Source organism: Kitasatospora sp. NPDC052896 (genome assembly GCF_044547075.1).
Lineage (GTDB): Bacteria > Actinomycetota > Actinomycetes > Streptomycetales > Streptomycetaceae > Kitasatospora.
The window spans coordinates 168,085-190,747 of record NZ_JBITZU010000010.1; the positions used below are offsets into that span (position 1 = coordinate 168,085).

25 protein-coding genes are annotated in these 22,663 nt (G+C 72.0%); 14 read left to right on the forward strand and 11 right to left on the reverse strand.

The window, feature by feature from the left end; all coding sequences use genetic code 11:
* Positions 1-113: 113 nt before the first annotated feature.
* Positions 114-359: a hypothetical protein gene (locus ACIGXM_RS22065; RefSeq protein ID WP_396563387.1), complete on the forward strand. Its 246-nt coding sequence runs from the start codon at positions 114-116 to the stop codon at positions 357-359.
* On the opposite strand, the gene ACIGXM_RS22070 is transcribed toward ACIGXM_RS22065, so the two are convergent.
* Both ACIGXM_RS22070 and cynR read right to left on the reverse strand, forming a co-directional pair.
* A complete protein-coding gene (locus tag ACIGXM_RS22070; RefSeq protein WP_396563389.1) occupies positions 334-1,440 on the reverse strand; it encodes a zinc-binding dehydrogenase in 1,107 nt (368 codons plus the stop codon). The two genes, ACIGXM_RS22065 and ACIGXM_RS22070, sit on opposite strands and share 26 nt — an antisense overlap.
* 246 nt (positions 1,441-1,686) lie before the next feature.
* The gene (gene cynR / locus ACIGXM_RS22075) at positions 1,687-2,610 is read right to left on the reverse strand and encodes a transcriptional regulator CynR (RefSeq protein WP_396563391.1); all 924 of its coding nucleotides are present in this window, start codon (positions 2,608-2,610) and stop codon (positions 1,687-1,689) included.
* A gap of 125 nt (positions 2,611-2,735) precedes the next feature.
* Here cynR and ACIGXM_RS22080 point away from each other — a divergent pair, with 125 nt between their 5' ends.
* The 5 genes from ACIGXM_RS22080 (at position 2,736) to ACIGXM_RS22100 (ending at position 6,575) form a co-directional block, all read left to right on the forward strand.
* Complete coding sequence (locus ACIGXM_RS22080; protein ID WP_396563393.1) at positions 2,736-3,323, forward strand: carbonic anhydrase; 588 nt, start codon at positions 2,736-2,738, stop codon at positions 3,321-3,323.
* A gap of 137 nt (positions 3,324-3,460) precedes the next feature.
* A complete protein-coding gene (gene cynS / locus ACIGXM_RS22085; protein ID WP_396563395.1) occupies positions 3,461-3,931 on the forward strand; it encodes a cyanase in 471 nt (156 codons plus the stop codon).
* Between the two features lie 142 nt (positions 3,932-4,073).
* Positions 4,074-4,571, forward strand: a complete 498-nt coding sequence (locus tag ACIGXM_RS22090) for a nucleoside deaminase (protein ID WP_396563397.1) — start codon at positions 4,074-4,076, stop codon at positions 4,569-4,571.
* 7 nt (positions 4,572-4,578) lie between these two features.
* The gene (locus tag ACIGXM_RS22095; RefSeq protein ID WP_396563399.1) at positions 4,579-4,986 is read left to right on the forward strand and encodes an NUDIX domain-containing protein; all 408 of its coding nucleotides are present in this window, start codon (positions 4,579-4,581) and stop codon (positions 4,984-4,986) included.
* A 122-nt stretch (positions 4,987-5,108) separates the two neighbouring features.
* The gene (locus ACIGXM_RS22100; protein ID WP_396563401.1) at positions 5,109-6,575 is read left to right on the forward strand and encodes an MFS transporter; all 1,467 of its coding nucleotides are present in this window, start codon (positions 5,109-5,111) and stop codon (positions 6,573-6,575) included.
* A gap of 137 nt (positions 6,576-6,712) precedes the next feature.
* On the opposite strand, the gene ACIGXM_RS22105 is transcribed toward ACIGXM_RS22100, so the two are convergent.
* Complete coding sequence (locus ACIGXM_RS22105; protein WP_396563403.1) at positions 6,713-7,555, reverse strand: MBL fold metallo-hydrolase; 843 nt, start codon at positions 7,553-7,555, stop codon at positions 6,713-6,715.
* Between the two features lie 439 nt (positions 7,556-7,994).
* Entirely contained in the window at positions 7,995-8,558 is a 564-nt protein-coding gene (locus tag ACIGXM_RS22110) for a hypothetical protein (RefSeq protein WP_396563405.1), read from the reverse strand.
* An 82-nt stretch (positions 8,559-8,640) separates the two neighbouring features.
* On the opposite strand from ACIGXM_RS22110, the gene ACIGXM_RS22115 reads away from it, so the two are divergent.
* Complete coding sequence (locus tag ACIGXM_RS22115; protein WP_396563407.1) at positions 8,641-9,111, forward strand: MarR family winged helix-turn-helix transcriptional regulator; 471 nt, start codon at positions 8,641-8,643, stop codon at positions 9,109-9,111.
* A 240-nt stretch (positions 9,112-9,351) separates the two neighbouring features.
* Here the strand turns inward: ACIGXM_RS22115 and ACIGXM_RS22120 are convergent, their stop codons facing one another.
* Positions 9,352-10,101 (reverse strand): polysaccharide deacetylase family protein, encoded by a 750-nt coding sequence (locus ACIGXM_RS22120; protein ID WP_396563409.1) that lies wholly within the window; start codon positions 10,099-10,101, stop codon positions 9,352-9,354.
* A gap of 478 nt (positions 10,102-10,579) precedes the next feature.
* On the opposite strand from ACIGXM_RS22120, the gene ACIGXM_RS22125 reads away from it, so the two are divergent.
* The 5 genes from ACIGXM_RS22125 (at position 10,580) to ACIGXM_RS22145 (ending at position 14,156) form a co-directional block, all read left to right on the forward strand.
* Entirely contained in the window at positions 10,580-10,756 is a 177-nt protein-coding gene (locus tag ACIGXM_RS22125) for a hypothetical protein (protein ID WP_396563411.1), read from the forward strand.
* Between the two features lie 103 nt (positions 10,757-10,859).
* Positions 10,860-12,245 carry a rhodanese-like domain-containing protein gene (locus ACIGXM_RS22130; RefSeq protein WP_396563413.1) on the forward strand — a complete coding sequence of 462 codons (1,386 nt, stop codon included), beginning with the start codon at positions 10,860-10,862 and terminating at the stop codon, positions 12,243-12,245.
* A gap of 128 nt (positions 12,246-12,373) precedes the next feature.
* Positions 12,374-12,958: a rhodanese-like domain-containing protein gene (locus ACIGXM_RS22135; protein ID WP_396563415.1), complete on the forward strand. Its 585-nt coding sequence runs from the start codon at positions 12,374-12,376 to the stop codon at positions 12,956-12,958.
* Complete coding sequence (locus ACIGXM_RS22140) at positions 12,955-13,827, forward strand: sulfite exporter TauE/SafE family protein (RefSeq protein WP_396563417.1); 873 nt, start codon at positions 12,955-12,957, stop codon at positions 13,825-13,827. Before ACIGXM_RS22135 ends, ACIGXM_RS22140 begins: the two co-directional genes overlap by 4 nt.
* 62 nt (positions 13,828-13,889) lie before the next feature.
* Positions 13,890-14,156, forward strand: a complete 267-nt coding sequence (locus tag ACIGXM_RS22145; RefSeq protein ID WP_396563419.1) for a metal-sensitive transcriptional regulator — start codon at positions 13,890-13,892, stop codon at positions 14,154-14,156.
* A 312-nt stretch (positions 14,157-14,468) separates the two neighbouring features.
* Here the strand turns inward: ACIGXM_RS22145 and ACIGXM_RS22150 are convergent, their stop codons facing one another.
* Positions 14,469-15,488 (reverse strand): YHYH protein, encoded by a 1,020-nt coding sequence (locus ACIGXM_RS22150; protein ID WP_396563421.1) that lies wholly within the window; start codon positions 15,486-15,488, stop codon positions 14,469-14,471.
* Between the two features lie 485 nt (positions 15,489-15,973).
* Here ACIGXM_RS22150 and ACIGXM_RS22155 point away from each other — a divergent pair, with 485 nt between their 5' ends.
* Positions 15,974-16,366 (forward strand): nuclear transport factor 2 family protein, encoded by a 393-nt coding sequence (locus ACIGXM_RS22155; protein WP_396563423.1) that lies wholly within the window; start codon positions 15,974-15,976, stop codon positions 16,364-16,366.
* Positions 16,367-16,606: 240 nt separating this feature from the next.
* On the opposite strand, the gene ACIGXM_RS22160 is transcribed toward ACIGXM_RS22155, so the two are convergent.
* From ACIGXM_RS22160 to ACIGXM_RS22170, 3 genes are all read right to left on the reverse strand, one after another.
* Positions 16,607-17,500 carry a polysaccharide lyase family 7 protein gene (locus ACIGXM_RS22160; RefSeq protein WP_396563425.1) on the reverse strand — a complete coding sequence of 298 codons (894 nt, stop codon included), beginning with the start codon at positions 17,498-17,500 and terminating at the stop codon, positions 16,607-16,609.
* Between the two features lie 193 nt (positions 17,501-17,693).
* Entirely contained in the window at positions 17,694-19,022 is a 1,329-nt protein-coding gene (locus ACIGXM_RS22165) for a DUF4419 domain-containing protein (protein WP_396563427.1), read from the reverse strand.
* Positions 19,023-19,377: 355 nt separating this feature from the next.
* Entirely contained in the window at positions 19,378-19,998 is a 621-nt protein-coding gene (locus ACIGXM_RS22170) for a TetR/AcrR family transcriptional regulator C-terminal domain-containing protein (protein ID WP_396563429.1), read from the reverse strand.
* 118 nt (positions 19,999-20,116) lie between these two features.
* Between ACIGXM_RS22170 and ACIGXM_RS22175 the strand changes: the two genes are divergently transcribed.
* Positions 20,117-21,589 carry an FAD-dependent monooxygenase gene (locus tag ACIGXM_RS22175; protein WP_396563431.1) on the forward strand — a complete coding sequence of 491 codons (1,473 nt, stop codon included), beginning with the start codon at positions 20,117-20,119 and terminating at the stop codon, positions 21,587-21,589.
* 89 nt (positions 21,590-21,678) lie between these two features.
* Here the strand turns inward: ACIGXM_RS22175 and ACIGXM_RS22180 are convergent, their stop codons facing one another.
* Positions 21,679-21,870 carry a hypothetical protein gene (locus ACIGXM_RS22180; protein ID WP_396563433.1) on the reverse strand — a complete coding sequence of 64 codons (192 nt, stop codon included), beginning with the start codon at positions 21,868-21,870 and terminating at the stop codon, positions 21,679-21,681.
* A 218-nt stretch (positions 21,871-22,088) separates the two neighbouring features.
* Positions 22,089-22,655 (reverse strand): YbhB/YbcL family Raf kinase inhibitor-like protein, encoded by a 567-nt coding sequence (locus ACIGXM_RS22185; RefSeq protein ID WP_396563435.1) that lies wholly within the window; start codon positions 22,653-22,655, stop codon positions 22,089-22,091.
* Between the last annotated feature and the right edge of the window lie 8 nt (positions 22,656-22,663).

A 22,663-nucleotide genomic window follows, 5' to 3' on the forward strand; every position in this document is an offset into this window, starting at 1 on the left:
CTTGGTCCTGCTCGCCACCGGCAGGCTGCCATGACCGACCCGACCACCCCGGGCCCGACCACCCTGGGCCCGACCACCCCGGGCGGTTCCGTTCCGACGGCACCTCCTGGGACGTGCTGTGGAAGCGCGAGCCGGCCTTCCGGCGGATCTGGCGGGTCCCGACCGCGATCCGGGGGGTGGCGATGCTGCTCGACGCCGCCGCGCGGATCGTCATGGCCCACACCCTGCCGGTGGACCTGGTGCCCCGCCTCGGGGCGTCGCTCCGGCCGGTCACGCTGGTGCTGCTGCAGCTGGTGAACGGGGTCTGCTACGAGCTCGCCGGTCTGTGGCGGCTCACCCGAAGTGGATCAGCGGCTTGATGATCCCGTCGGCCCGTTCCGCCATCATCGAAAAGGCCCGCTCGATCTCGTCGAAGCCGAACTCGTGCGTGGTCATCCGGGTCGGGTCGACCCTGCCGTTCTCCATCAGCCGGAAGATGCGGCGCAGCCGCTCCCGGCCTCCCCGGTTGAGCCCGCCGTAGACCTGCTTGTCGGACATGCCGTATCCGAACGCCTCCAGGGGGATGGTCAGCGGTTCGGACACCTCGCCGTGGTAGCCGACGTTGGAGACGCGCCCGCCGGGTTTGGTGACGCGCAACGTCGCTTCCCAGGTCGCGGGCGTTCCCAGCGCCTCTATCGCGGCATCGACGCCCTGGCCGTCCGTCAGTTCCAGGATCCGCGCCACCGGATCGCATCGCGTGTGGTCGACGACCACGTCGGCACCGAAGTGACGTGCCAGCTCCGCGCGTTCGGGCAGCGACTCGACGGCGATGATGAGGCCGGCACCGCGCAGCCCGCACCCGATGGTGGCCGAAAGACCCACGGCTCCCTGCGCGAAGATCGCGACGGTGTGGCCGAAGTCGAGTTCCGCGTGCTCGGCCGCCACGAACCCGGTCGACAGCATGTCCGTCGCGTACAGCGCCTGATGGTCGGAGAGGGCGTCGGGAATCGGGGCGAGGTTCGCCTGCGCGTTGTTGACGAGGAAGTACTGGGCCAGGTTCCCGTCCACCTGGACGGTGAACTTGGCGCCCCCCAGCATCCTGCCGCCGCACTGCGAGGAGAGCCCGCGCTGACAGAACTCGCACTGGAAGCAGGGGGTGACCCCGCTCGCCGCGACGCGCTCGCCGACGCGGATCCCCTCGACGGCCGATCCGAGCGCATGGACCGTTCCCACGGCCTCGTGTCCCAGGGTGACGCCGGAGCGGACCGGGATCGCGCCCCTCACCGTGTGGACATCGGAAGTGCACACCATGGCCGCGGTCGTGAGCACCACGGCGTCGTTGGGTCCGGGCCGGGGGATCGGTTTCTCCACGACGCCCACTTCGCCCGGTCCTCTGAACACGAAGGATCTCATCGTCCCACCGGCAATCCATGGGCAATCCACGCGTGCGCGGGGCCGCACCGCCCCCGGCGGCCGGTCCGAACGGGAATGTGCCCGCCGGCGCGCCGCGTCTCCCAGCCTGGCCCACGGCGGGGGACCCCGCAACACTGCGGGCGCCCACCCGCCGTCGCCGGCCACCTAGGCGGGCGGGGTGCCGGCGGCGAGGTCCATCCGCCGGCGCGCCGATCCCACCCCCGTCCCGGTGGCCGCGCCGGACCGTGCACCGGGGCCTGCCCGCGGCCCGCTCCAACTCGCGCGCACCCCCGCCTACTTCGGGGGTCGGCATGGCGGTGGGGTGTAGCCGCGGGCTTGGACGAGGTCGTGGGTGAGCTCGGTGAAGGCGCGGGTGGCGGCGCTGCGGTAGGCGCCCTGCCGGTGCAGGAGGGTGACGGTGCGGGTGGGCAGGGGCGGGTCGAGGGGGACGGGGGTGAGGTGGGGGTGGTCGTGGGTGATGGCGTCGGGCAGGACGGTGGCCAGGGGGGTGCGTCGGACGATTTCGGTGAGGGCCTGGATGGAGTTGGCCTCCACCGTGATGCGGGGGGCGATGCGGTGGTCGGCGAAGTAGCCGTCGATGTGGCTGCGGGTGGCGAAGTCACCGCTGAGCAGCGCCAGTTGTTCGCCCGTCAGGGCGTGGACGGGTAGCGGGGCCGGTGTCGTGGGGGCGTGCGGGGTGCTGGTGACGAGGCTGAGGGCCTCGGTGAACAGCGGGGTGGCGGTGATGCCGGGCGGGTGGGGGCCGGTGAAGGCGATGCCGAGGTCGAGGTCGTCGGCGAGCAGGGCGGCTTCGATGCGGTCCTGGGTCGTCTCCGCCAGGGTGAGGCTGATGCCGGGGTGGCGGGTGTGGAGTTCGGCGGTGAGCGGGCCGATGAGGTAGGCGGTGAAGGTGGGGGTGACGCCCAGGCGCAGGTGGCCGCGGGAGAGGTCCTGGACGTCGTGGACGGCGCGTTCGGCGGCGGCCAGGTCGCGCAGTGCGCGCCGGGCGTGGTCGGTGTAGACGGCGCCGGCGTCGGTGAGCCGTACCGTGCGGCCGGTGCGGTCCAGCAGTTGCACACCCAGGGTTCGCTCCAACTGCTTGATCTGCTGGGAGAGCGTGGGCTGGGAGATGTGCAGGTCATCGGCGGCGCGGGTGAAGTTGCCGTGTTCGGCGACGGCGAGCAGGTAGCGCAGGTGACGCAGTTCGAGAGCGGCCATGGAAGAGACTATAGATGTGACCAATGGGTTCCATGGTTAGCAGCTCTTGGACACTATACGTACAGGTCATGCATGGTGGATCTCACCAGCCCGGAGGGGCCGGTCGCCACCGAAGGAAGTGACCCATGCAGGACCTCACCGAGGGCGTCGCCCGTTTCCAGCGGGACGTCTTCCCGGCCAAGGCGGAGCTCTTCGCCCACCTGGCCACGAACCACACGCCGCACACGCTGTTCATCGGCTGCTCCGACGCCCGCGTCGTGCCCGAGCTGATCACCGGTGCCGAGCCGGGCGACCTGTTCGTCATCCGCACCGCGGGCAACCTGGTGCCCGCCTACCGCCCCGAAGCCGACGGGGTGGCGGCGAGCATCGAGTACGCCGTCGCCGCACTGGGCGTGCGGGACATCATCGTCTGCGGCCACTCCGCGTGCGGCGCGATGACCGCCCTCGCCCAGGACCACGACCTCGGCGGTGCCCCGGCCGTCGCCGCCTGGCTGCGGCACGCGGACGCCTCCCGGGCCCGCACCACCGCCGCCGGTGACGTTCCCGCCCTGGTGCGGCAGAACGTGTACGCGCAGCTGACGAACCTGGCCACGCACCCCTCGGTCGCCCGCGCCCTGGCGCGGCGGAAGGTCACCCTGCACGGCTGGGTCTTCGACATCGCCACCGGCGGCGTCGAGGAACTGCCCACCGCCGGCCCCGCGCTCGCGGCCTGACCCACCTGCCGGATCCGGTTCCCCGTCCGCTACAGCGTGCCGGGAACCCCGTCCACCCACCCGCTTGCCACTTCACCCCCTCCTCCTCGTGAAGTGGTCCACCCAAGAGACACCAAGAGAAAGAGGACGTACCGATCATGGTGCACGCTCAGTTCGACTCCACCGCCCGCGAGGCCCTGGCCGTTGCCGCGGTCGAGGCCAAGACCCGCAAGAACCTCTCCTGGCAGCAGATCGCCGACGTCTCCGGCCTGTCGGTGGCCTTCACCACCGCCGCGGTACTCGGCCAGCACCCGCTGCCGGAGAAGTCCGCCAAGGCGGTCGCCGAGCTGCTGGGCCTGGACGAGGACGCGGCGATGCTGCTGCAGACCATCCCGACCCGCGGTTCGATCCCCGGCGGCATCCCGACCGACCCGACCATCTACCGCTTCTACGAGATGCTCCAGGTCTACGGCACCACCCTCAAGGCCCTGGTCCACGAGGAGTTCGGCGACGGCATCATCTCCGCGATCAACTTCAAGCTCGACGTGAAGAAGGTCGCCGACCCCGAGGGCGGCGAGCGTGCCGTCATCACCCTGGACGGCAAGTACCTGCCGACCAAGCCCTTCTGACCCGACACCAAGGCCCCGCACACAGCGGGCAGCAACGGGGCGGGCCGGGCCACCCTTCCGGCCGGCCCGCCCCGCGGCGCCCGGGCCCGCACGCCGCCCCGCGAGGCGGCCCCGCATCCCCCTTCCACCTCCGGAGACCTCCATGGACTTCGTCCAGCGCACCATCGACATCGCCCGCCAGAACGTCGCCGAGGGCGGCCGACCGTTCGCGACCGTCATCGTCAAGGACGGCGAGATCCTCGCCGAGAGCCCCAACAGGGTCGCCCAGACCGGCGACCCCACCGCTCACGCGGAGATCCTCGCCATCCGCGAGGCCTGCACGAAGCTGGGCGCCGAGCACCTGACCGGCACCACCATCTACGTCCTCGCCCACCCCTGCCCGATGTGCCTGGGCTCGCTGTACTACTGCTCCCCGGACGAGGTCGTCTTCCTCACCACCCGCGACGCCTACGAGCCCCACTACGTCGACGACCGCAAGTACTTCGAACTGAACACCTTCTACGACGAGTTCGCCAAGCCCTGGCAGGACCGCCGGCTGCCCATGCGCCACGAGCCCCGTGAGGACGCCGTCGAGGTCTACCGGTTCTGGCAGGAGCGCAACGGCGGCGAGCGCCGCGTGGCCGGCGTCCCCACCGCCTGAGCCCGCCGTGCCCGACGCGATCGAGAAGGTGGCCTGGATCCACCTGGACGCGGGCCGGCTCCTGACCGCCCGCACCCACGGCCGCGAACGCTTCTACCTGCCCGGCGGCAAACCCGAGCCCGGCGAGACCATCGAGCAGACCCTGGTCCGTGAGGTCCGCGAGGAACTCGGCATCACCCTGGACTCCTCCACCATCACCCCCCTGCTGGTGGTGGAGGCCCGGGCCGACGGCGAACCCACCGGGACGATCGTGCGCACGGTGTGCCGCACCGCCGTGCCCACCGGCACACCGCTGCCGTGCTCGGAGATCGCCGAGATCGCCCACCTCGCCCACGGCGACCGCCCCCGGGCCAGCGCCACCACACGCGAAGTGCTCGACCGCCTGGCCGCGACCGGCCGGCTCCTGCGCTGGTGAACCCCGGCGGCGCACCGCCCCGGTGCCTCGGCGCACGCCTTCCGGCCCGGGGCCGGTGCGCCGCCACCGCCCCCGTCCACTCCCACAACCCGTCCCGAACCGTTCTTCCCCGAGGTGGTGTCGTGTCCGAGCTGTCCCCGAGGCAGCGGCTTCTGGTCCTTGCCGTGTGCTGCTCAGCCCTGTTCCTCGTCAGCCTCGACAACACCGCCCTGAACACCGCACTGCCGGCCATCCAGCACGACTTCGGCACCTCAACCGCCGGACTGCAGTGGACCGTCGACGCCTACCTCGTCGTCCTCTCCTCCCTGCTGCTGCTCGCCGGTTCGGCCGGTGACCGGATGGGCCGCCGCCGCGTCTTCCGCGCCGGGCTCGCCCTGTTCACCACCGCCTCCCTGCTGTGCTCCCTCGCCCCCACCCTCGGCTGGCTGATCGCCTTCCGTGCCCTCCAGGCCGTCGGCGGCTGCATGCTCACCCCCGTCGCCATGGCCATCATCACCAACGTCTTCACCGACCGCCGCGAACGCGCCCGCGCCATCGGCGTCTGGAGCGCGGTCCAGGGCGTCACCCTGGCCGTCGGCCCCCTGCTCGGCGGCCTGTTGGTCGACACCGCCGGCTGGCGCTGGATCTTCCTGATCAACCTGCCCGTCGGCATCCTCGCACTGGCCCTGACCGGCAAGCTGCCCGAATCCCGTGCCCCGCACCCCCGCCGCCTGGACGCGGCCGGCCAGCTGCTGGTCATCGTGCTGCTCGCCACCACCGTCTACGCCGTCATCCAAGGCCCGGCCACGGGCTGGACCTCCGCCCAGGTCCTGGCCTGCGCCATCACCGCCGCCGTGGCACTGCCCGCACTGATCGCCGCCGAACTCGCCCAACGCGAGCCGCTGATCGAACTGCGCTTCTTCCGCCAGGTCCCGTTCACCGCGTCCGCTCTCAGCGCCGTGTGCGCCTTCGCCGCCCTGAGCGGCTTCCTCTTCCTCACCGCCCTCGAACTCCAGGACGCCCGCGGCTTGGACGCCTGGCAGGCCGGCCTCCACCTGCTGCCCATGGCGGTCATGACCATCGTCTGCCCGCCCCTGGCCGGACACCTCACCGCCACCCGCGGCCCCCACCTGCCCCTGATGCTCTCCGGCGCCGCCACCACTCTCGCCGGACTCCTGGCCCTCCTGGGCGCCCAGCGGCACGCCCCACTCCTGCTGGCCTGCTACCTGCTCTTCGGCGTCGGCTTCGGGCTCGTCAACGCCCCCATCACCCACACCGCCGTCTCCGGCATGCCCCGCGCCCAAGCCGGCGTGGCCTCCGCCATCACCACCACCAGCCGTCAGATCGGCAGCGCCCTCGGCGTCGCCGTCATCGGCGCCACCCTCCCCGCCACCAGCCACGCCGCCAGCACGTTCGACCACGCGAGCCGTCCCGCCTGGTGGATCATCACCGGCTGCGGCATCACCATCGCCGCCCTGGCCACTCTCACCCGACGCCACGCCCGCCAGAGCACCACCACCCGGCACGGCACCGAGGAAGGCCGCCTCCCGGGGTGGAGCCCCGCACCGGGCCCTGCTTCCCGCGCGTCCCAGAGCACCACCGTCTCCTGACGGCGACGAGGCGCGAGCCGTCGACCGGGTCCCGCCACCGGCAACGGAAGACGACCGGCCGTACGAGCGAGCCTGACACCACCGGCCGCCGTCGTCGCACGGCCGAAGCCGCCCTGGGTCGTGGCCGCCCGCGCGGTCTACCGCGTTGGCGCGAACCGGTAACGATCGCCGTGCGTCAAGTAGTGGAACTCGATGGGTGCCGAGGACGCGGCGGCGGCCTGCTTGAAGTCGTCGAGCCCGGACAGGAACACCGAGAAGTCGTTGTAGTGGATCGGGATCGCGGTGCGCGGCCTGACGATCTCCGCACAGCGGACGGCCTGGGCCCCGGTCATGGTCACCGTGGTGAGGAACAGCGTGGTCCCGCCGGCGTGGAACATGCCCAGGTCGATGCCGGGGTAGTGGCGGGGGATGTCGTACAGCCGGTTGTGCAGCATGGTGTCGCCGCTGATGTAGAGCCGGTACAGCCGCTGCTCGCCGTTGTAGAAGTCCAGCAGGGTGCCGTTGACCGGCATGAGCATGTCCGCCAGCTCGAAGTCGCTGGTGTGCTCGGCCGGCATGGCCGTCACTTCGAGCCGGGCGTCGCCCCTGCGCACGGTCTGGCTCTCCCAGGTGTCGAGCGCGTGCCCGTTGGCGAAACCCAGCGGGCGCAGTTGCTTGATCGCGTGGTGCGTGCTGACGACCGGGACGTCCTTGTCCAGATCCCGGGCCGCGACCTCGTCGAAGTGGTCGGCGTGATAATGCGACAGGACGATCAGGTCCAGTGGGGGCAGATCGGCGACCTGGCAGGCCGGATCGACCTCACGCCGGGCGTAGATCCCGTGCCCGAGGTGAACGTGCCCTCCCTTGTGCAGGAACGCGGGGTCGGTCAGGATCGTGAACCCCGCGAAACGGATCAACGTCGTGGCGTTGCCGATGAAGTACACCTCACCGGCGTCGAAGTCGGGCTGCTCCCGCACCGGGAGCGTGAGTGTCGCGTTCATCGCGGGACCTCCCGCGTCGGAGGGACGGATGCGGTCGGATGAAGACACCCACACTGTCCGCCATCCAGGCGTGGATCGCGCCTTGGCGAGGGGTGTCAGACTGGTTGAATTCGGACATTACCATCGCCGGGTGCGGGGGGCGGCTCGGGGCGCGTGGCCTCCGTCGTGTACGGGCCCGCGAACACCGGAGCGCGGGGCCGATGCGGACCCGGGTGCGCCTCCTGCTGTCCCGCGACGGTCGGGGCCCTGCCTGATCTGCCGTCAGCGTCCCTTCCTTCCGGCCGGGCGACGGCCGGGCGGGTTCCTGGGCGCTCTTGTGGGAGGGGAGCGACCGGCCCGGTGTCGGCTCGACAAGCCCCTCGGGCCATCAGTCGCTTCGCCTTCGACCGCCGGGCAAGGTGCCGCGCTCCGCGCGCCGGCACTCGTCCCGGGGGTGGTGTCAGCGTGCCGCCGGTGCGGCCGCGGGCGTCCCGGGGACGTAGTGGATGCTGCGGGGCAGCACGGTCAGGTGCTGCTGCCCGGCGGGCAGGGTGTGCTGGACGGTGAGCCGGTAGCGGGCGGTGGTGGTGCCGCCGTCGGTGAGGACGTTGCCGATGGGGGGGATCGGGGTGTAGAGCGTCCCGGTCTGCGACTCCAGGGCCTGGGGCTCCCAGTGCCGGGTGGCGGGGTTGAACCAGTCCAGGCGGACGTCGTCGGCCTGGAGGTAGGGGCCGTGCTCCGGCGAGAGGACGAGGATCTGCAGGGCCTGGGGGGCCTGGGTGCCCCGGTCGTAGAAGACGCTGAACTCGTGCGCGCGGTGGTCGGCGGGGATCCGGTGGAGGGGCAGCGAGCCGATCCGCAGGGTGCTGTCGTCGGTGGCTCCGGCCCGCGAGACGGCCGCGACGGGAGCGGCCGGAACGGTGGCGGCCGTGGCCTGGCCGGCGACGCCGAGGGCGGCTGCGCCTGCCAGCAGCAGGGAGGTGGTGACGGTGGTGGCCCGACGTACAACGGCGCGGTTCATCATGATGCTCTCCAAGTGGTTGACCTGTTAACCAAGGTAGGCATGAATGGTTCGTATGTCAACCAAATCGGATAGGATCATCTGCATGAACGAGAACCGGTGGCTGAACGAGCGCGAGCAGAGCGCCTGGCGGGGCCTGCTGACCCTGCAGGCCGACCTGTTCCAGTACCTGGAGCGCCAGTTGCGCAAGCAGAGCGGGATGTCGGGCTCCGACTACTCGGTGCTCGCGAGGCTCTCCGAGGCGCCGGACGAGCGGCTCAGGGCCTTCGAGCTCGCGAAGATCCTGCGCTGGGAGAAGAGCCGGCTCTCGCAGCACCTGACGCGGATGGTCAGTCGCGGTCTGGTGACCCGCGGGCAGTGCCCCACCGACCAGCGCGGCGCGTACGTCATCCTGACCGAGCAGGGGAGACGGGCCGTGGAGGCCGCGGCCGGGCCGCACGTGGCCGACGTGCGGAGGGTGTTCATCGACCACCTCACCCCGGAACAGCTCGACCTGCTCACCGAACTCGGCAGGCAGGTCGAGGACCGCCTGGCCGAACTCGGGCAGGAGCCGTGAGGCCCGGCTGGGGCCGGGGCCTGCTCGAGGCCTGATCCGATCGGATGTGCCGGGAGGCACCGCGCACTACGCGGTGCCTCCCGGCGTCGCACGCGCGTGTTGCACTCCGTCGGCTCGCTCCCGTGCTCTGCGACGGCACCTTCTGCGAGCGCAGCCCCCCGCCTCGCTTGGCGAACGGCATGGAGGCACCCCCCGGGGTCGCCCACCTCCCGCCCCTGGGCGGGAGGTGGGCGACCCGGATCAGCTCGCCGGGAAGTCGAAGGTGTAGCCCTGCTGGACCAGCCACGGCAACAGCTGGCGCAGGGCGTCGACGGTCTGGCTGCGGTCGCCGCCGCCGTCGTGCATCAGGATGATCCCGCCGGGGCGCAGCTCCTGCTTGACCGTGGCGACGATCGAGTCGACTCCGGGGCGCGCCCAGTCGCGCGGGTCGACGGTCCAGCCGAGCGGCCGCAGGCCGTCCTGCACGGCGATCTGGCTGGTGCCGGTCGTGAAGTCCCCGCCGGGGGCGCGGTACCAGGTGACCTGGGTACCCGGTCCACCGGCCTTGGCGATCATGTCCTTGGCCCCGTCGATCTCGCTGACCTGCTGGTCGTGCGGGAGGGTCCGCATCGGCTGGGGGTGGTGCACGGTGTGGTCGCAGAGCCGGTGACCGGCCGCGATGATCCGCTTGACCAGGGCCGGGTTGGCGGTGGCCTGCGGGCCTATCTCGCAGAACGTCGCCTTGGCGTGGTACTGCGCGAGCAGGTCGAGGACCTGTCCGGTGTACGGGCCCGGGCCGTCGTCGAAGGTGAGCGCGACGGTGTGCCCGCCGGTCGCGGTGCTGTAGACGGTCGACGTCGCCGGCGTCTTCGGTGCGGGTGTGCTGGCGGTCTGTGCCATCGCGCCCGGAGCGGCACTGATGCCGATCCCGGTCAGGGCGAGCGTGGCAAGAGCGGCGCGGCCGACGGTCGTGCGACGGGACAGGGAACGGCCGGTGGTGCGGTTCGACATGTTGGCTGGGGCTCCTCGGGGTTGGGGATCCACCGCCGGTGCGACGGGGGAGTCCTCCAGCGTGCCAACTTGCCGGCAGTTGACAAAACATTTACCAGTGCTTGAGACAAAGAAAAACGGACGGTAGCGGGTTCGAGGACGCCGCGTTGTCGGATGTGGTCGTCACTCTCTGTCCGCGATCGGCGCCCCACGGTCATATCCGGCCCCGCATCCCGCGCCACCGCCGCGCCCCGCGCGGCATTCCGACACCCTTCCCGCCATCCGGCCCGGGGCGGGGATGCGGGATCGAGGGTGGTCAGCCCTCCGGCGGGTCCTCGCCCCGACCGCGGTGCTCTCGTCGCCAGTGCGCCCGGCCTCCGACGCGAACCGCTTGTCGCTTCACCCAGATACCCCAGTGGGTATTTGACGAGGGCCACGCCAGGGCGTTACGTTCGAGGGCAAGATACCTAGGGGGGTATATGGAGGAGCGGCGTGACCCGTGATCGACCTCGACGCCTTCGTCGCGGCCCGGGCTGATGGCGGTTCCGTCCCGGGCGTGCGCGAGGTGGAGGAGTACCAGGCCGGGCCCGCGCGGGACGCCTCTCCCTCCGCCGGACCGAATCCGCTGATCCGCTACCGCGCCACCCGGCGCGCCTCCGTGCCGCAGTTCACCTGAAGTCGTGGTCCGTCACCGACCGGCCGCGGCCTCGCCCTACCAGTTTTTATACCCCCACGGGTATGCCGAGCCCCAGGGGTCCCCGATCAGGAGGTTGTTCCCCGTGTTCTTCGCCCAGTACTACCTCGACTGCCTCTCCCAGGCGTCGTACATGATCGCCGACGAGTCCACCGGCAAGGCGGTGGTCGTCGACCCGCGCCGGGACGTCTCCCAGTACCTGGCCGACGCCCGGGCGCACGGTTTCACCGTCGAGGCGGTCATCAACACCCACTTCCACGCCGACTTCGTCGCCGGTCACCTGGAGATGGCCGCCCGCACCGGCGCGTGGATCGGCTACGGGAAGCGGGCCGAGACCGAGTACCCGATCCGCCACCTCGCCGACGGCGAGCGGATCAGCCTCGGCGAGGTGACCCTGCAGACCATGGAGACCCCCGGCCACACCCCGGAGTCGATCAGCGTCCTGGTCTTCGAGCACGCCGCCGACGAGGTCCCCTACGGCGTGCTGACCGGAGACGCCCTGTTCATCGGCGACGTCGGCCGGCCCGACCTGCTCGCCTCGGCGGGCGTCACGGCCGAGGAACTCGGCCGGATGCTCCACCACAGCGTCCAGCACAGGCTGATGGCCCTGCCCGACGAGGTGCGCGTCTTCCCCGCCCACGGCGCCGGCTCGGCCTGCGGCAAGAACCTCTCCACCGAGAAGCAGTCCACCATCGGCGCCCAGCGCGCCACCAACTACGCCTGCCAGCCCATGAGCGAGGACGACTTCGTCGCCATCGTCACCGCCGGACAGTCCGCCGCACCCGGCTACTTCGCCTACGACGCCACCCTCAACCGCCAGGAACGCGACCTGTTCGACCCCACCGCCGCCCCCCGACCGCTGTCGCCGGAGGAGTTCCGCGCCGAGCGCGCCGCCGGAGCGGTGGTGGTGGATGCCCGCGGCCCACAGGAGTTCGGCACCGGCCACCTGCGCGGCGCGATCAACATCCCCGCCGACGGCCGCTTCGCCGAACAGGCCGGCACCGTCCTGACCCCCGACAGCCGCATCCTGGTCATCGCGCCCCAGAACCGCGAGGAGGAGATCACCACCCGCCTCGCCCGCATCGGCTTCGACCACCACGCCGGCTACCTGCGCGACCCCGACGAGGCCCTCGCCGCCATGCCCGACCAGGTCACCCCGGCCAGCCGCCTGACCGCCGACCAACTGCGCACCGCGCTGGCCGGCGACCGGCCCCCGCTGGTCCTGGACGTCCGCACCTGCTCCGAACGCGCCGGCGGCCACATCGACGGCTCACTCCACATCGCGCTCGGCGAACTGCCCCACCGCCTGGACGAGATCCCCACCGACCGCCCCCTGGTCCTGCACTGCGCCGGCGGACACCGCTCCTCCATCGCCGCCAGCCTGCTGCGCCACCACGGCTTCGAGGACGTCTCCGACCTCCTCGGCGGCTACGGCGCCTGGGCACCGCTCGTCGAACCCACCACCGCCTGACCCCACCCCCGCCGGTGTCCGACGGCGGACCACCCCCATCGCCCCGCCGGACACCCGTGCCCCACCACACCCCCACACATACCCGGGTGGGTATTCAGTCCACCCGGAGCACCGGCAACGGAGACCACATGACCACCGCCACCCGCACCCCCGCCGGCATCGACGCCGCCACCCTGAGGGAACTCACCAAGGACGGCAGCGGCCCGCGCCTGCTGGACGTGCGCACTCCCGGCGAGTTCCACACCGTCCACCTCCCCGGCGCCCACAACGTGCCCCTGGACACGCTGCGCGAGCACCGCGCCGACCTGCTCCACCACCTCGACGAGGACACCGTCCTGATCTGCCGCTCCGGCGCCCGCGCCGCCCAGGCCGAGCAGGCGCTCGCCGACGCCGGACTGCCCAACCTGCGCGTCCTCGAGGGCGGCATGGTCGCCTGGGAGGCAGCCAAGGGCCCGGTGACCCGCGGGGCGGCCCGCTGGGAACTGGAACGCCAGGTGAGGCTGGTCGCCGGTTCGATCGTGCTCGTCTCCGGCCTGGCCGGCCTCGCGATACCCGGCCTGCACCTGATCGGCACCGCCGTCGGAGCCGGCCTCACCATCGCCGCCCTCACCAACACCTGCGCGATGGGCATGTTGCTCGCCAAGCTCCCCTACAACCGCGGCCCGCGCACCGACATCACCTCGGTGATCACCGCCCTCAGGAGCCGGCCGTGACCACTCTCGCCGTCGCGGCCTCACTCCTGATCGGAGTCCTCCTCGGGATCCTGGGCGGTGGCGGATCCATGCTCACCGTCCCGATCCTGGTCTACCTGGCCGGCCAGGACACCAAGCAGGCCATCACCACCTCCCTGTTCGTCGTCGGCGTCACCAGCATCGCCGGCCTGGTCTCCCACGCCCGCGCCGGCCGGGTGCGCTGGCGCACCGGGACGCTGTTCGGCCTGGCGGGCATGGCCGGCGCCTACGCCGGCGGACGAGCGGCCACGCACATCCCCGACATCGTCCTGCTGATCGCGTTCGCCCTCATGATGCTCGCCACCGCGGCCGCGATGCTCCGCCGCCCGGGCCGGACCCAGGCGCGGGCGCACCGCGAACTCCCACTCCACCGCCTGCTCCTGCAGGGCCTCGTCGTGGGCGCGGTCACCGGCGTCCTCGGCGCCGGCGGCGGCTTCCTCATCGTGCCCGCGCTGGCCCTGCTGGCCGGCCTGCCGATGGGCATCGCCGTCGGCACCTCGCTGCTGGTCATCGCCATGAACTCCTTCGCCGGACTCGCCGGACACATCTCCGGTGCCCACCTCGACTGGAACCTGGCCCTCGCCGTCACCGCCGCCGCCGTCCTCGGCAGCCTCATCGGTGGCCGCTACGCCGGACGGATCCCCCAGCACACCCTGCGCACCGGCTTCGGCTGGTTCGTCGTCGCCATGGGCCTGTTCGTCCTCGGTCGCCAGACCGGCCCGGCCGTCCTGGTCACCCTCCCCGCGATCGTGGCCTGGCCGCTGCTCCAGCACGGGCGCGCCCACCGCACCGAAATCCCACCCGCGGCAGGGGCGGTGGCACCCACCCCGGAACCCGCCGTCCGCCGCTGAACCCGCATATACCCGCTGGGGTATCCTGAGGGAAGCGGTCGGCACGAGCCAGGAGGAAACCGGTGAAGGTGGAAGAAGAAGCGGTGAGCGCGGTCCTCAACCGCCTGCGCCGCGCCCAGGGGCAGCTCGCCGGCGTCATCGCCATGATCGAAGCCGGCCGCGACTGCAAGGACGTCGTCACCCAACTCGCCGCCGTCTCCCGTGCCCTCGACCGGGCCGGCTTCAAGATCGTGGCCAGCGGCATGCGCCAGTGCCTGGCCACCGCGGACGGCGACGCGCCACCGATGTCCGAGGCCGAGCTGGAGAAGCTCTTCCTCGCCCTCGCCTGACCCGACCCGAGCGGCCCGCCGGCGGCATCCCATCCGCCGACGGGCCGCTCGCGCGTTGCTCCACCACCCGAGCACGCGGCGGTCGCGGAACATCCCCGCCAGGCCGCACGGCGCGCCGACCATCCGCCGCCCTGGCAGGCCGCCGCCCCGCGGGGCGGCGGTGGCCTTCAGCGCTTCCTCGGACAGGCGGGCCTCCTCGTCGGGCGCGTCCGAAGCTGCCGCTCCACAGCCAGTCCCGCTGGGCGGCCTTGAGGCCGGCTTCGAAGCGGCTGGAGGCGCGAGGCGTTCCATCAACGTCCGGCAGTTCTGTGCCTAGTGCCAGCCGTGCCCGGATCCGGGCACCGTCACCGGCTTCCCCCGGAAACAGCCGATGGAGTACGGATACTCTCCGTTGAGGTGGTAGTGGTACATGACGACCCTCTTGCCGTCCCACATGATCGCGTGCGTGTGACCGTGGCAGACATCCAGATCGCTGTTCCTGACGATCTTTCCGTCCTCGCCGCGCGGCCCGAAGATCCCGAAGCCGTCGATGGCGTATCCCACGAGCGGTGAGTGCCGGGAACGGGTGTCCACGGATCCCCTCGAAGGCTTGCTGCCGAAGCAGGTCTGCGAGGGGCCGTGGTAGTGGTACTGCGTGTCGTACGGATGGCCCCAGCAGCGGTCCAGCGGCAGCGCCGCGTTGGGGTCGACCGGTCGGTCCTCCGCATCGGTGGCCACCTCCAGGTGGAAGGTGCCGCCCGCCAGAGCCATCCCGGTCGTCAGCTGGTCGATGCACGTGGGCTGCGCCTGGACAGACGGATCGCGCGGAACGGTGACGTCGAGGTTCCACGGTCTGATGGGGATCGCGGCGGCGTTGGGGTACCCGTGCGCGGGAGTCTCCGCGTAGTACTTGTAGGCGGGGGTGCCCTTCTGGACGGGGAAGCGCCCGGTGGGGTGGCCCGGGAGGCCATTGCCCTTGAAACGCCTCTCGGTCGCGGTCGTCGACACCTTCAGGTACCGGTGCCAGTGCATGGTGCCCGATACGAACGGGCGCTTGCGTACGTCGATCACACCGTGTGCGTCGATCCACGGGCGGTCGGGCCGGGTGAGGGTCCCCCCTTTGCAGGCGAAGAGGGTGTCGCGCGCGGGTGAGGCGATCGACGTGCCGGTAGGGGGTGTGTGCAGGCGGGTGATGAGCGTGCCGTCTCCCTCGCCCCGTACGTCCTCGGCGGCCCACGCGGACTGAGGGGCGACCGCCGCCACGGCCCCGGAGCCGGCCGGGGCCATCGCTGGACCCAGCAGTGCGCTGACGGCACTGGCCGCCGCGGCAACGGATCTGAGTACGCCGTACATGAACGCCCCCCGTCTCGGGCGGCGGGCCGGCGATCCCGGCCCAGTTCCCGCCGCCCGCATCACCTCACCACGTCCGGCCGCCGATGCCCCGTCAACACGTACGTGCGTTCGGGTGGGCCGGCGTCCGGGTCGCGCGGTCGCGCGGCCGGCACCTGGTCCACCACCGCATCTGCCGCGCCTTGCCCGACGACGGCGACCGGGGCCTGGTGCGAGCCGCTCACGAAGGCCGCGTTGGGGGAGGGCCGGTTCTGACCGGTGCGCTCAGGGTCGGGTGCGTCACTTCGCTGACCCCTCGTCCAGGCTCCTGTGCGGGTGGTGCGTTCGGGCGGGATGGCCAACGCGTCGGCGATCTCGCGTCCTGTCCGTCCCGTCTCCCCGCGCCTCAAAAATTAGCGTGCGCCGCGCACGCATCCGGTGCTACAGTCAGAGCGAAGCGTGCGCAGCGCACGCAGTTGCTCCGAGTGTTCGTCACGAAAGGGATTCCCGTGAACCGCACTGGCATCGCCGCCGCCATCACCGATCTGGTCTTCAACTCCGCCATCACCGTGGAGGAGGCCGCCGACCTCCACTTCACCCCCGACTACCGGCAGCGCACGGACGGGGAGTGGGCCGACCGCGCCGGTTTCATCGAGCACATCTCCCACCTGCGCACCGTCGTCGCCGAAGGGTTCGTCGAGGTCCACGACGAACTGCGCGACGGCACGAAGTACGCCGACCGCCACACGGTCCACGCCACGAAGAAGGACGGCTCGTCCGTGCGCCTGGAGGTCTACGTCTTCGCCGACCTGGCGCCCGACGGCCGCTTCAGCCGCGTCGAGGAGACCACGCTGATGCTCCAGGGCTCCGAGGCCGACCGGGACCTCGGCAGCGCCCGCTGAACGTTCTTGCGTTCACGCCCTGCCCTGGGATTCACGCAGATCCGGCCGCAGCCACGAAAGGTTCCGACCGCAGTTCCGTGAAGGATCACGAACCGAGGTGAGTGACCGAGGCTGCGGGTGCTCCACGGCGTGGGCGGCAGGCCCTCCGCCCACGCCGAACGGAATGGCGGTCAGAATCCTGACTCCCCCCACTACCCAGCGAGTGGCTGAGCTCGCGCACGGGCGCCTCGGATCGGCCCGTCAGGTGGTGTTCAGGCGGAGGAAGGTGACCTGACCTCCGCCGGAGTGCGAGGAGGCGGCGTCGTCCTGTTCGTAGTCGCCGGCGTCGAAGGTGACCGGGATCCCGTTCCAGGCCGGCGGCAGGGCCACCGAGACGGAACCGGAGTGCTGGACCGCTCCGGTGGTGGTGTAGAGGGTCGCGTCGACGGTCAGCCGCGCGCCGTCCACCGTCATGGTGTAGGCGAGCGGCTGACCCGGGGCGAGCCCGTCGAGAACGGTCTGCGACGAGGTCGTCGCGCCGTCGGACGGCCCGACCGAGCCCTGGAGCTTCGGCTTGCTCTCCACCGCCAGGACGAGCCGCGACCCGTTGAAGGAGAGCAGCACGAAGGGAGCCGCGCTGTAGGTGGATCCGTAACCGTGGACCTGGCCGATGGTGATGTCCTGGCTCTGCTGCGGCAGCTGCTGGACGATGAGCGTGGCGCTGAGCACGTGCTGGCCCTGGCCCACGGGGAAGTCCGTGAGGGAGTCGAGCTCGGTGCGCGAGTGCAGGGAGTGGCCCGTGGTGGCGCCGCCCGCAGGGGCCCAGAACCGCAGGCTGCCGTCGGGCTGCTGGGTCAGCCAGGGCGCGGTGGGCCGGGCCGGGCGCACGACCGCCGCGTCGTCACCTGAGGCTTCGCCGTTCTTGTCCACCGGCAGGATCAGCTGCCACCGGCTCAGATCGATGGGCTCGGCCGACGGGGCGCCACTGGGCAGGGGGAGGGACGGCCCGGCGCCACCGGACTGACCCGAGCCGGCGGGCAGGGCGCTGGGGAGGGGCGCCCGCTCCTGAGCGCGATGAGTGGACGTGCCGCAGGCCGTGGCGACCAGGCAGGTGAGCACCGCCAACCCGGTTCCCGCCACACGGCCGCGACGCATTCGCAGACGCCTCGGCGACCGCCCGGTGACCTGCTGCGACATCCGATTTCCTTCAGAAGTGTGCCAACGCGACATGCAAGATACCGCCGCTGGGCAGGTGGCTCCGACCGCGCCCTGGGTGTTGCGTCCGCCAGGGTGTTGGTGCCGGCCTGGCCGGTGCGGGTGGCCACGGGGGGCAAGTGTCAGACGGGGCTCATAGCGAGCGCAGGGCGGTACCGAGGTCCGGTCCGTGGGTGCCCCAACAGTGGATGTCACTCTGCTCGGAGACCAGATCACCCAGGTGCCAGTTGCCGTCTGCTCCCCGCACCACGCACAGCCCGTTGACGTTGATCGCGACGGCGGCCTCCAGCTCCTCGCCGTTGAGCCGGACGGTGCCCATGGTGTCGAGCAGGTGCGCCGTGGGACAGCCGGTCACCCGCTGGACGGCCGCCAATGTCCACGGCTCGGGCAGGCGCTCGTCGCGTGGCTCGGTGTGGAGCAGTTCGACCACGGCGTGGCCCAGGTGCGGCCGGATCCACTCGCCGTCGCGTTCGATGCCCAGCACCCCGCCGAGGAAGGCCATGTCGGAGGTGCCGGCCGGGGTCTGCCAGCGGAAGGGGACGCGGCTGACGTGCGAGGGGAAGTCGTCGTTGTCGGTGCCGTCGGCTCCGAACGAGTCCTTGGGGATCGGCCCGTCCTCGGTGTATCGGTGAGCGAAGAAGGCTGTGATCCAGCCGGTGACCCGGTCGCCGCCGGATTCGGAGCGCCAGGAGTAGAGCGAGCGCCAGAACTCCTCGTCCACGCCCCATCCCGAGGCGGTGTCGGCGATCGTGACCAGTACTGGTTCCAGTGCGGCGAACCAGGGCGCCAGCCCTTCGAACCATCCCGCCAACTCCCGTACCTGGCTGACCAGAAGACGCCAGTCGCGGTCGGTTCCCTCCAGCCGGATCCGCGGGATGCCGCACAGGGTGCTCCAGCGGAAGCGGTAGTACGGGCTGACCACGTCCAGCAGCGCGATCAGGGTGGCGGTGGCGGTGGCAGGGGTGGTTGTGGAGAAGGTGGGCTGGAACAGGTCGGCGATCTCCTCGCCGATTCGCTCCCGCAACGGCTGCTGGACCAGGTTGACGGACCGTTCCCAGTCGAGGGGGGCGAAGTCGTCGTGCACGACGATGGCCTGCCGCTCACCGGGGGTGGCGGTGAAGAGTCCCGCATAGGCGTCGGTGTTCAGCTGGACGTGGACGGCGACCTCGTGGACCACCGCGTACCAGAGGACGTCGGGGGACAGGCTCAGCGGCAGGTGGGCGGAGAAGCACAGGTGGATCGCGCGCAGCAGCAGACTGGCGTCCGGCTCGGCGACCTCGGGTCGACTGCTCGGCGGGCCGAACAGGGCGGTGGTGCTGCGGTGGTGGAAGCGTGCCCGGTCGCGGAGCACGGCCCGTAGGAAGCGTTCGTTGCCGACTTCGGTGAGGTCGGCGGCCAGGCGCTCGGCGTGGGCATCGCTGTCGGCGTTCGCGCCGAGCGGCAGATCTATCTCCAGGGTCATGACGGTCCTTTGGCGGTGCGGCTGGTCGGCGCGGGTGGGCGCGGCCCCCGGCGACGGCCCGTGGGTTCCGCCCCTCGGCTCGGCGGTGGGCCGTGGAGCGCGGCCTCGTCGTGCGGAAGCGGGCTTGAGCCGGCCAGCCCGTGCCACCAACGGATGATCACGCCGGCCCACGCCAGACTACTGGTGACCACGCCACGGACGGCAGGACGTATCCACCTTCGGAAGCGGGAACGGATCGCGTTCGGCCGCCCCCGCTCGCCGCCGCGTTCCCGCCCTCAACCCTGCTCGGCAAGCTCGCCCCGGCCGCGGCCGGCACGCCACCGCGCCTTACCCGGATCCGAACCTCGAACAGCTCCTAGCGGCCCTGGCCGACTGGCACCTCGGCCCGGGGAAGGCCGGCGATGATCAGGTCGAGGGCGAATTCGAATCGCTGGTCGAAGCTGTCGGGGCCGACGTACGGCAGGACCTCGGCCAGGGCCGGGTAGCTGTCGGCCGGGGCCTGGTCCGGGAGGAGGGTCGGTGCGGTCTCCTGGGCGGCCTGCTGTTCCTGGGTGAGGCCCAGGGTCAGGTAGAAGATCGTCCAGTGGGTCCACGCGGCCGTGCGCGGCGAGTGGCCGGCCGCCAGCAGGGTGGCGACCACGGTGTCGGCGTAGCGCAGCGTGCGGGGCTCGGCCGCGAAGACACCCGCGACCATCCTGGCGGCGTCGCGGTGGGAGAGCAGTGCCGTGCGGCAACGGCGGCTCAGTTCCTTGAGCCGGTCGGGGAACGCCTCGGGCAGCGGCTCGTCGAGACAGTGCGCGAGGAGTTCGTCGGAGGCCAGTTCGAGCAGGCGGCCCTTGCTGGAGGCGTGCCAGCGGACGGTGTTGTGCTGCACGCCGAGCCGGGCCGCGACGGCGCGCATGGTCACGCCGTCCAGCCCGTGCTCGTCGAGGACCGCCAGCGTGGCGGCGACGATCTCGCCCCGTGTCGTACCCATCCGATGCGCCTCTCCGGTCGGCTTCCGAGCCTGCTGCCCCAACTCCGGTTGTCCAATGGATAATTCTAGGGCATGCTCATCCTTGTCCAACGGACAAGAGTGAGAGGAAGTGGTTGTCATGCTCGACGTGCTCATCGCCGGGGCCGGCCCGGTGGGACTCTGGCTGGCCGCGGAGCTGCGCCTGCACAGGGTGGAGGTGGCCGTCGTGGAACGCCGGGCGGCACCGGACGGACGGTCGCGTGCGGTCGGCATGCAGGCCGGCACGCTGGACACCTTCGCCACCCGCGGACTCGCGGAGCGGTTCGTCGAACGGGGCACCCCGGTGCCGACCGGCCACTTCGGCGCGGCGACCACCAGGCTGGACTTCTCCACGCTCGGAGCGGTGCACCCGTTCATGCTGGCGCTCGGTCAGTCCGTCACCGAGCAGCTCCTGGAGGAGCACGCGGTCGCCGTGGGCGCCCGGGTGCTGCGCGGGCAGGAGGTCGTCTCGCTCGTCCAGGGGCCGGACGCCGTCGAGATGGTGGTCCGGGCCGGCGGCACCCACCGGACCGTGCGGGCGCGCTGGGTGGTGGGCTGCGACGGCACCCGCAGCGCGGTGCGCCAGGCGGCCGGCATCGACTTTCCCGGTCAGGACACCACGCTGACCGGGTGGCTCGCCGACGTCGAACTCGACGACCCGCCCACCGCGCCGCTCGCCGCCACCGGGCCGGCCGGTTCGTTCCTGGCGGCCCCGATCGGCGACGGCGTCCACCGGTTGGCGGGCCTCTCCACGGCCACCATGCACCGCGGCACCGGCGAACCGCTGACCCTGGAGGAGGTGCGCGAGCAGACCCGCGCGCTACTGGGACGGGACCTCGGCATCCGCAACCCCCGGTGGCTCTCGCGCTACGGCAACGCCACCCGCCAGGCCGCGCGCTACCGGGCCGGACGGGTGCTGGTGGCCGGGGACGCGGCGCACATGTTCTTCCCAGCCGGTGGGCAGGGCATGAACCTCGGCATCCAGGACGCCACCAACCTGGGCTGGAAGCTGGCCGCCACCCTCCAGGGCCGGGCGCCCGAAGGACTGCTCGACAGCTACGACACGGAGCGCCGGCCGGCCGCCCGTGCCGTCATCGACAACACCCGCGCGCAGCTCGCCCTGTTCGCCGCGGCGAGCCCGGAGCAGATCGCGCTGCGCGAGGTCTGGTCCGCCGCGCTGGCCGAACCGCGGACCAACCGCCAGTGGGCCCGCAGGATCGCCGGTTTCGACGACCCGCTCCCCGCCGACAACGCGCCCGGCGCGCACCCGCTGGACGGCACGCGACTGGCCGGCCTCGCCCTGGACGCGGCCGAGGCACCCACCGCCCACCCGTTGATGCACCACGGCCGGCCACTGCTGCTGGACCTCGGCGGGACGCGGACGCCGTGTTCCGCGGGCGGCCTGGAACAGCGGGCAGTCACCGTCAACACCGAAGCGGCGGATCCGATCTGGCGGGACGTCACGGCCGTTCTGATCCGACCGGACGCCCGGATCGCCTGGGCCAGCACCGACACCGACCCGCAGCGCCGGGCCGCGGACTGCCTCACCGCCCTGCGCACCCTGTGCCGCTGAACGCGCTCGCGCCCGGGCCCGTCACCCCAGCGGTGGCGGACCCGGGCGCACAGCGCCAGCCAAGCCGGCGCCCTGTCACCGGTGCCGGATCAGCGGCGCCCTGACGCCTCCTGGGCCCGCTGCTCGGCGGTGGCCTTCAGGGCATCCAGCCAGGCGTCCAGGCCCTGCCGGAGGATCCCCGTCGCGGTGGGGACGTCGGTGTCCACCTGGGGACCGGTGTGGGTCTCCTCGGTGCTCACCAGGACGCCCCCGGGGACCTTGGCGAAGGTCCAGGCACGCACGCCGTCCATGTTCGGCCCGGTGCCGTCCGCGGGGCCGGTCCAGCGGATGCAGGAGCCGTGCGTGATCTGCCGGGCGGTCGGTGCGGGGGTTGGTTGCCGTCTCGGCGATGGCGTCGACGACCTTCTCGGGCGTTCGCCCTTCGCCAGCTCCACGAAGTTCTTCACCGTTCCGGGGGCGTGGTCCGGCAGCGTCGGACCGGCGCGTGAACGCCAACGCGTCAGCGGTTCTCGTAGGTCCCGTCCAGCCGGACCCGTCCGACGACATGGCCCGTGATGGCGGCGACCAACTGGTCCAGGGTGAAGCCGGTCGCCAGTTCGGTGGCCCGGTCGAGGGCGAACAGCTGGAAGACGTAGGCGTGGGGGCCGTGCGACCGGATCGGCATGGGTCCGGCGTAGCCCAGGCGGCCGAGGGGGCCCTTGCCGTGCCGGATGCCGGGGACCGGGCTGGGGTTGGCCAGGGCGTTGTCCGCGATGCCGCCCAGGGCGGGGTCGATGCCCACCGCGAGTGCGTGGGTGGCCGGCTTGCCGAAGGGGACGTCGGGGTCCTGCACGATGAGCACGAGCTCGACGGTTCCCCGCGGCGGCTGCGTCCAGGCAAGGGCCGGGGAGACGTTCGCGCCGAACACCCGGCCGCGGTACGCGCTCGGGATGGGCGTGCCGTGGCCGAAGGCGGGGCTGGTCAGGGCGAAGTTCTCCGGGGCCTGCAGGGCGTTGTCGGCCCAGGCGAGGGTGTGCTGGCCGGCGCGCCGGTTGCGCAGCGCGATGCCGAGGGGGTTCGCGGGCATGGTTCGAC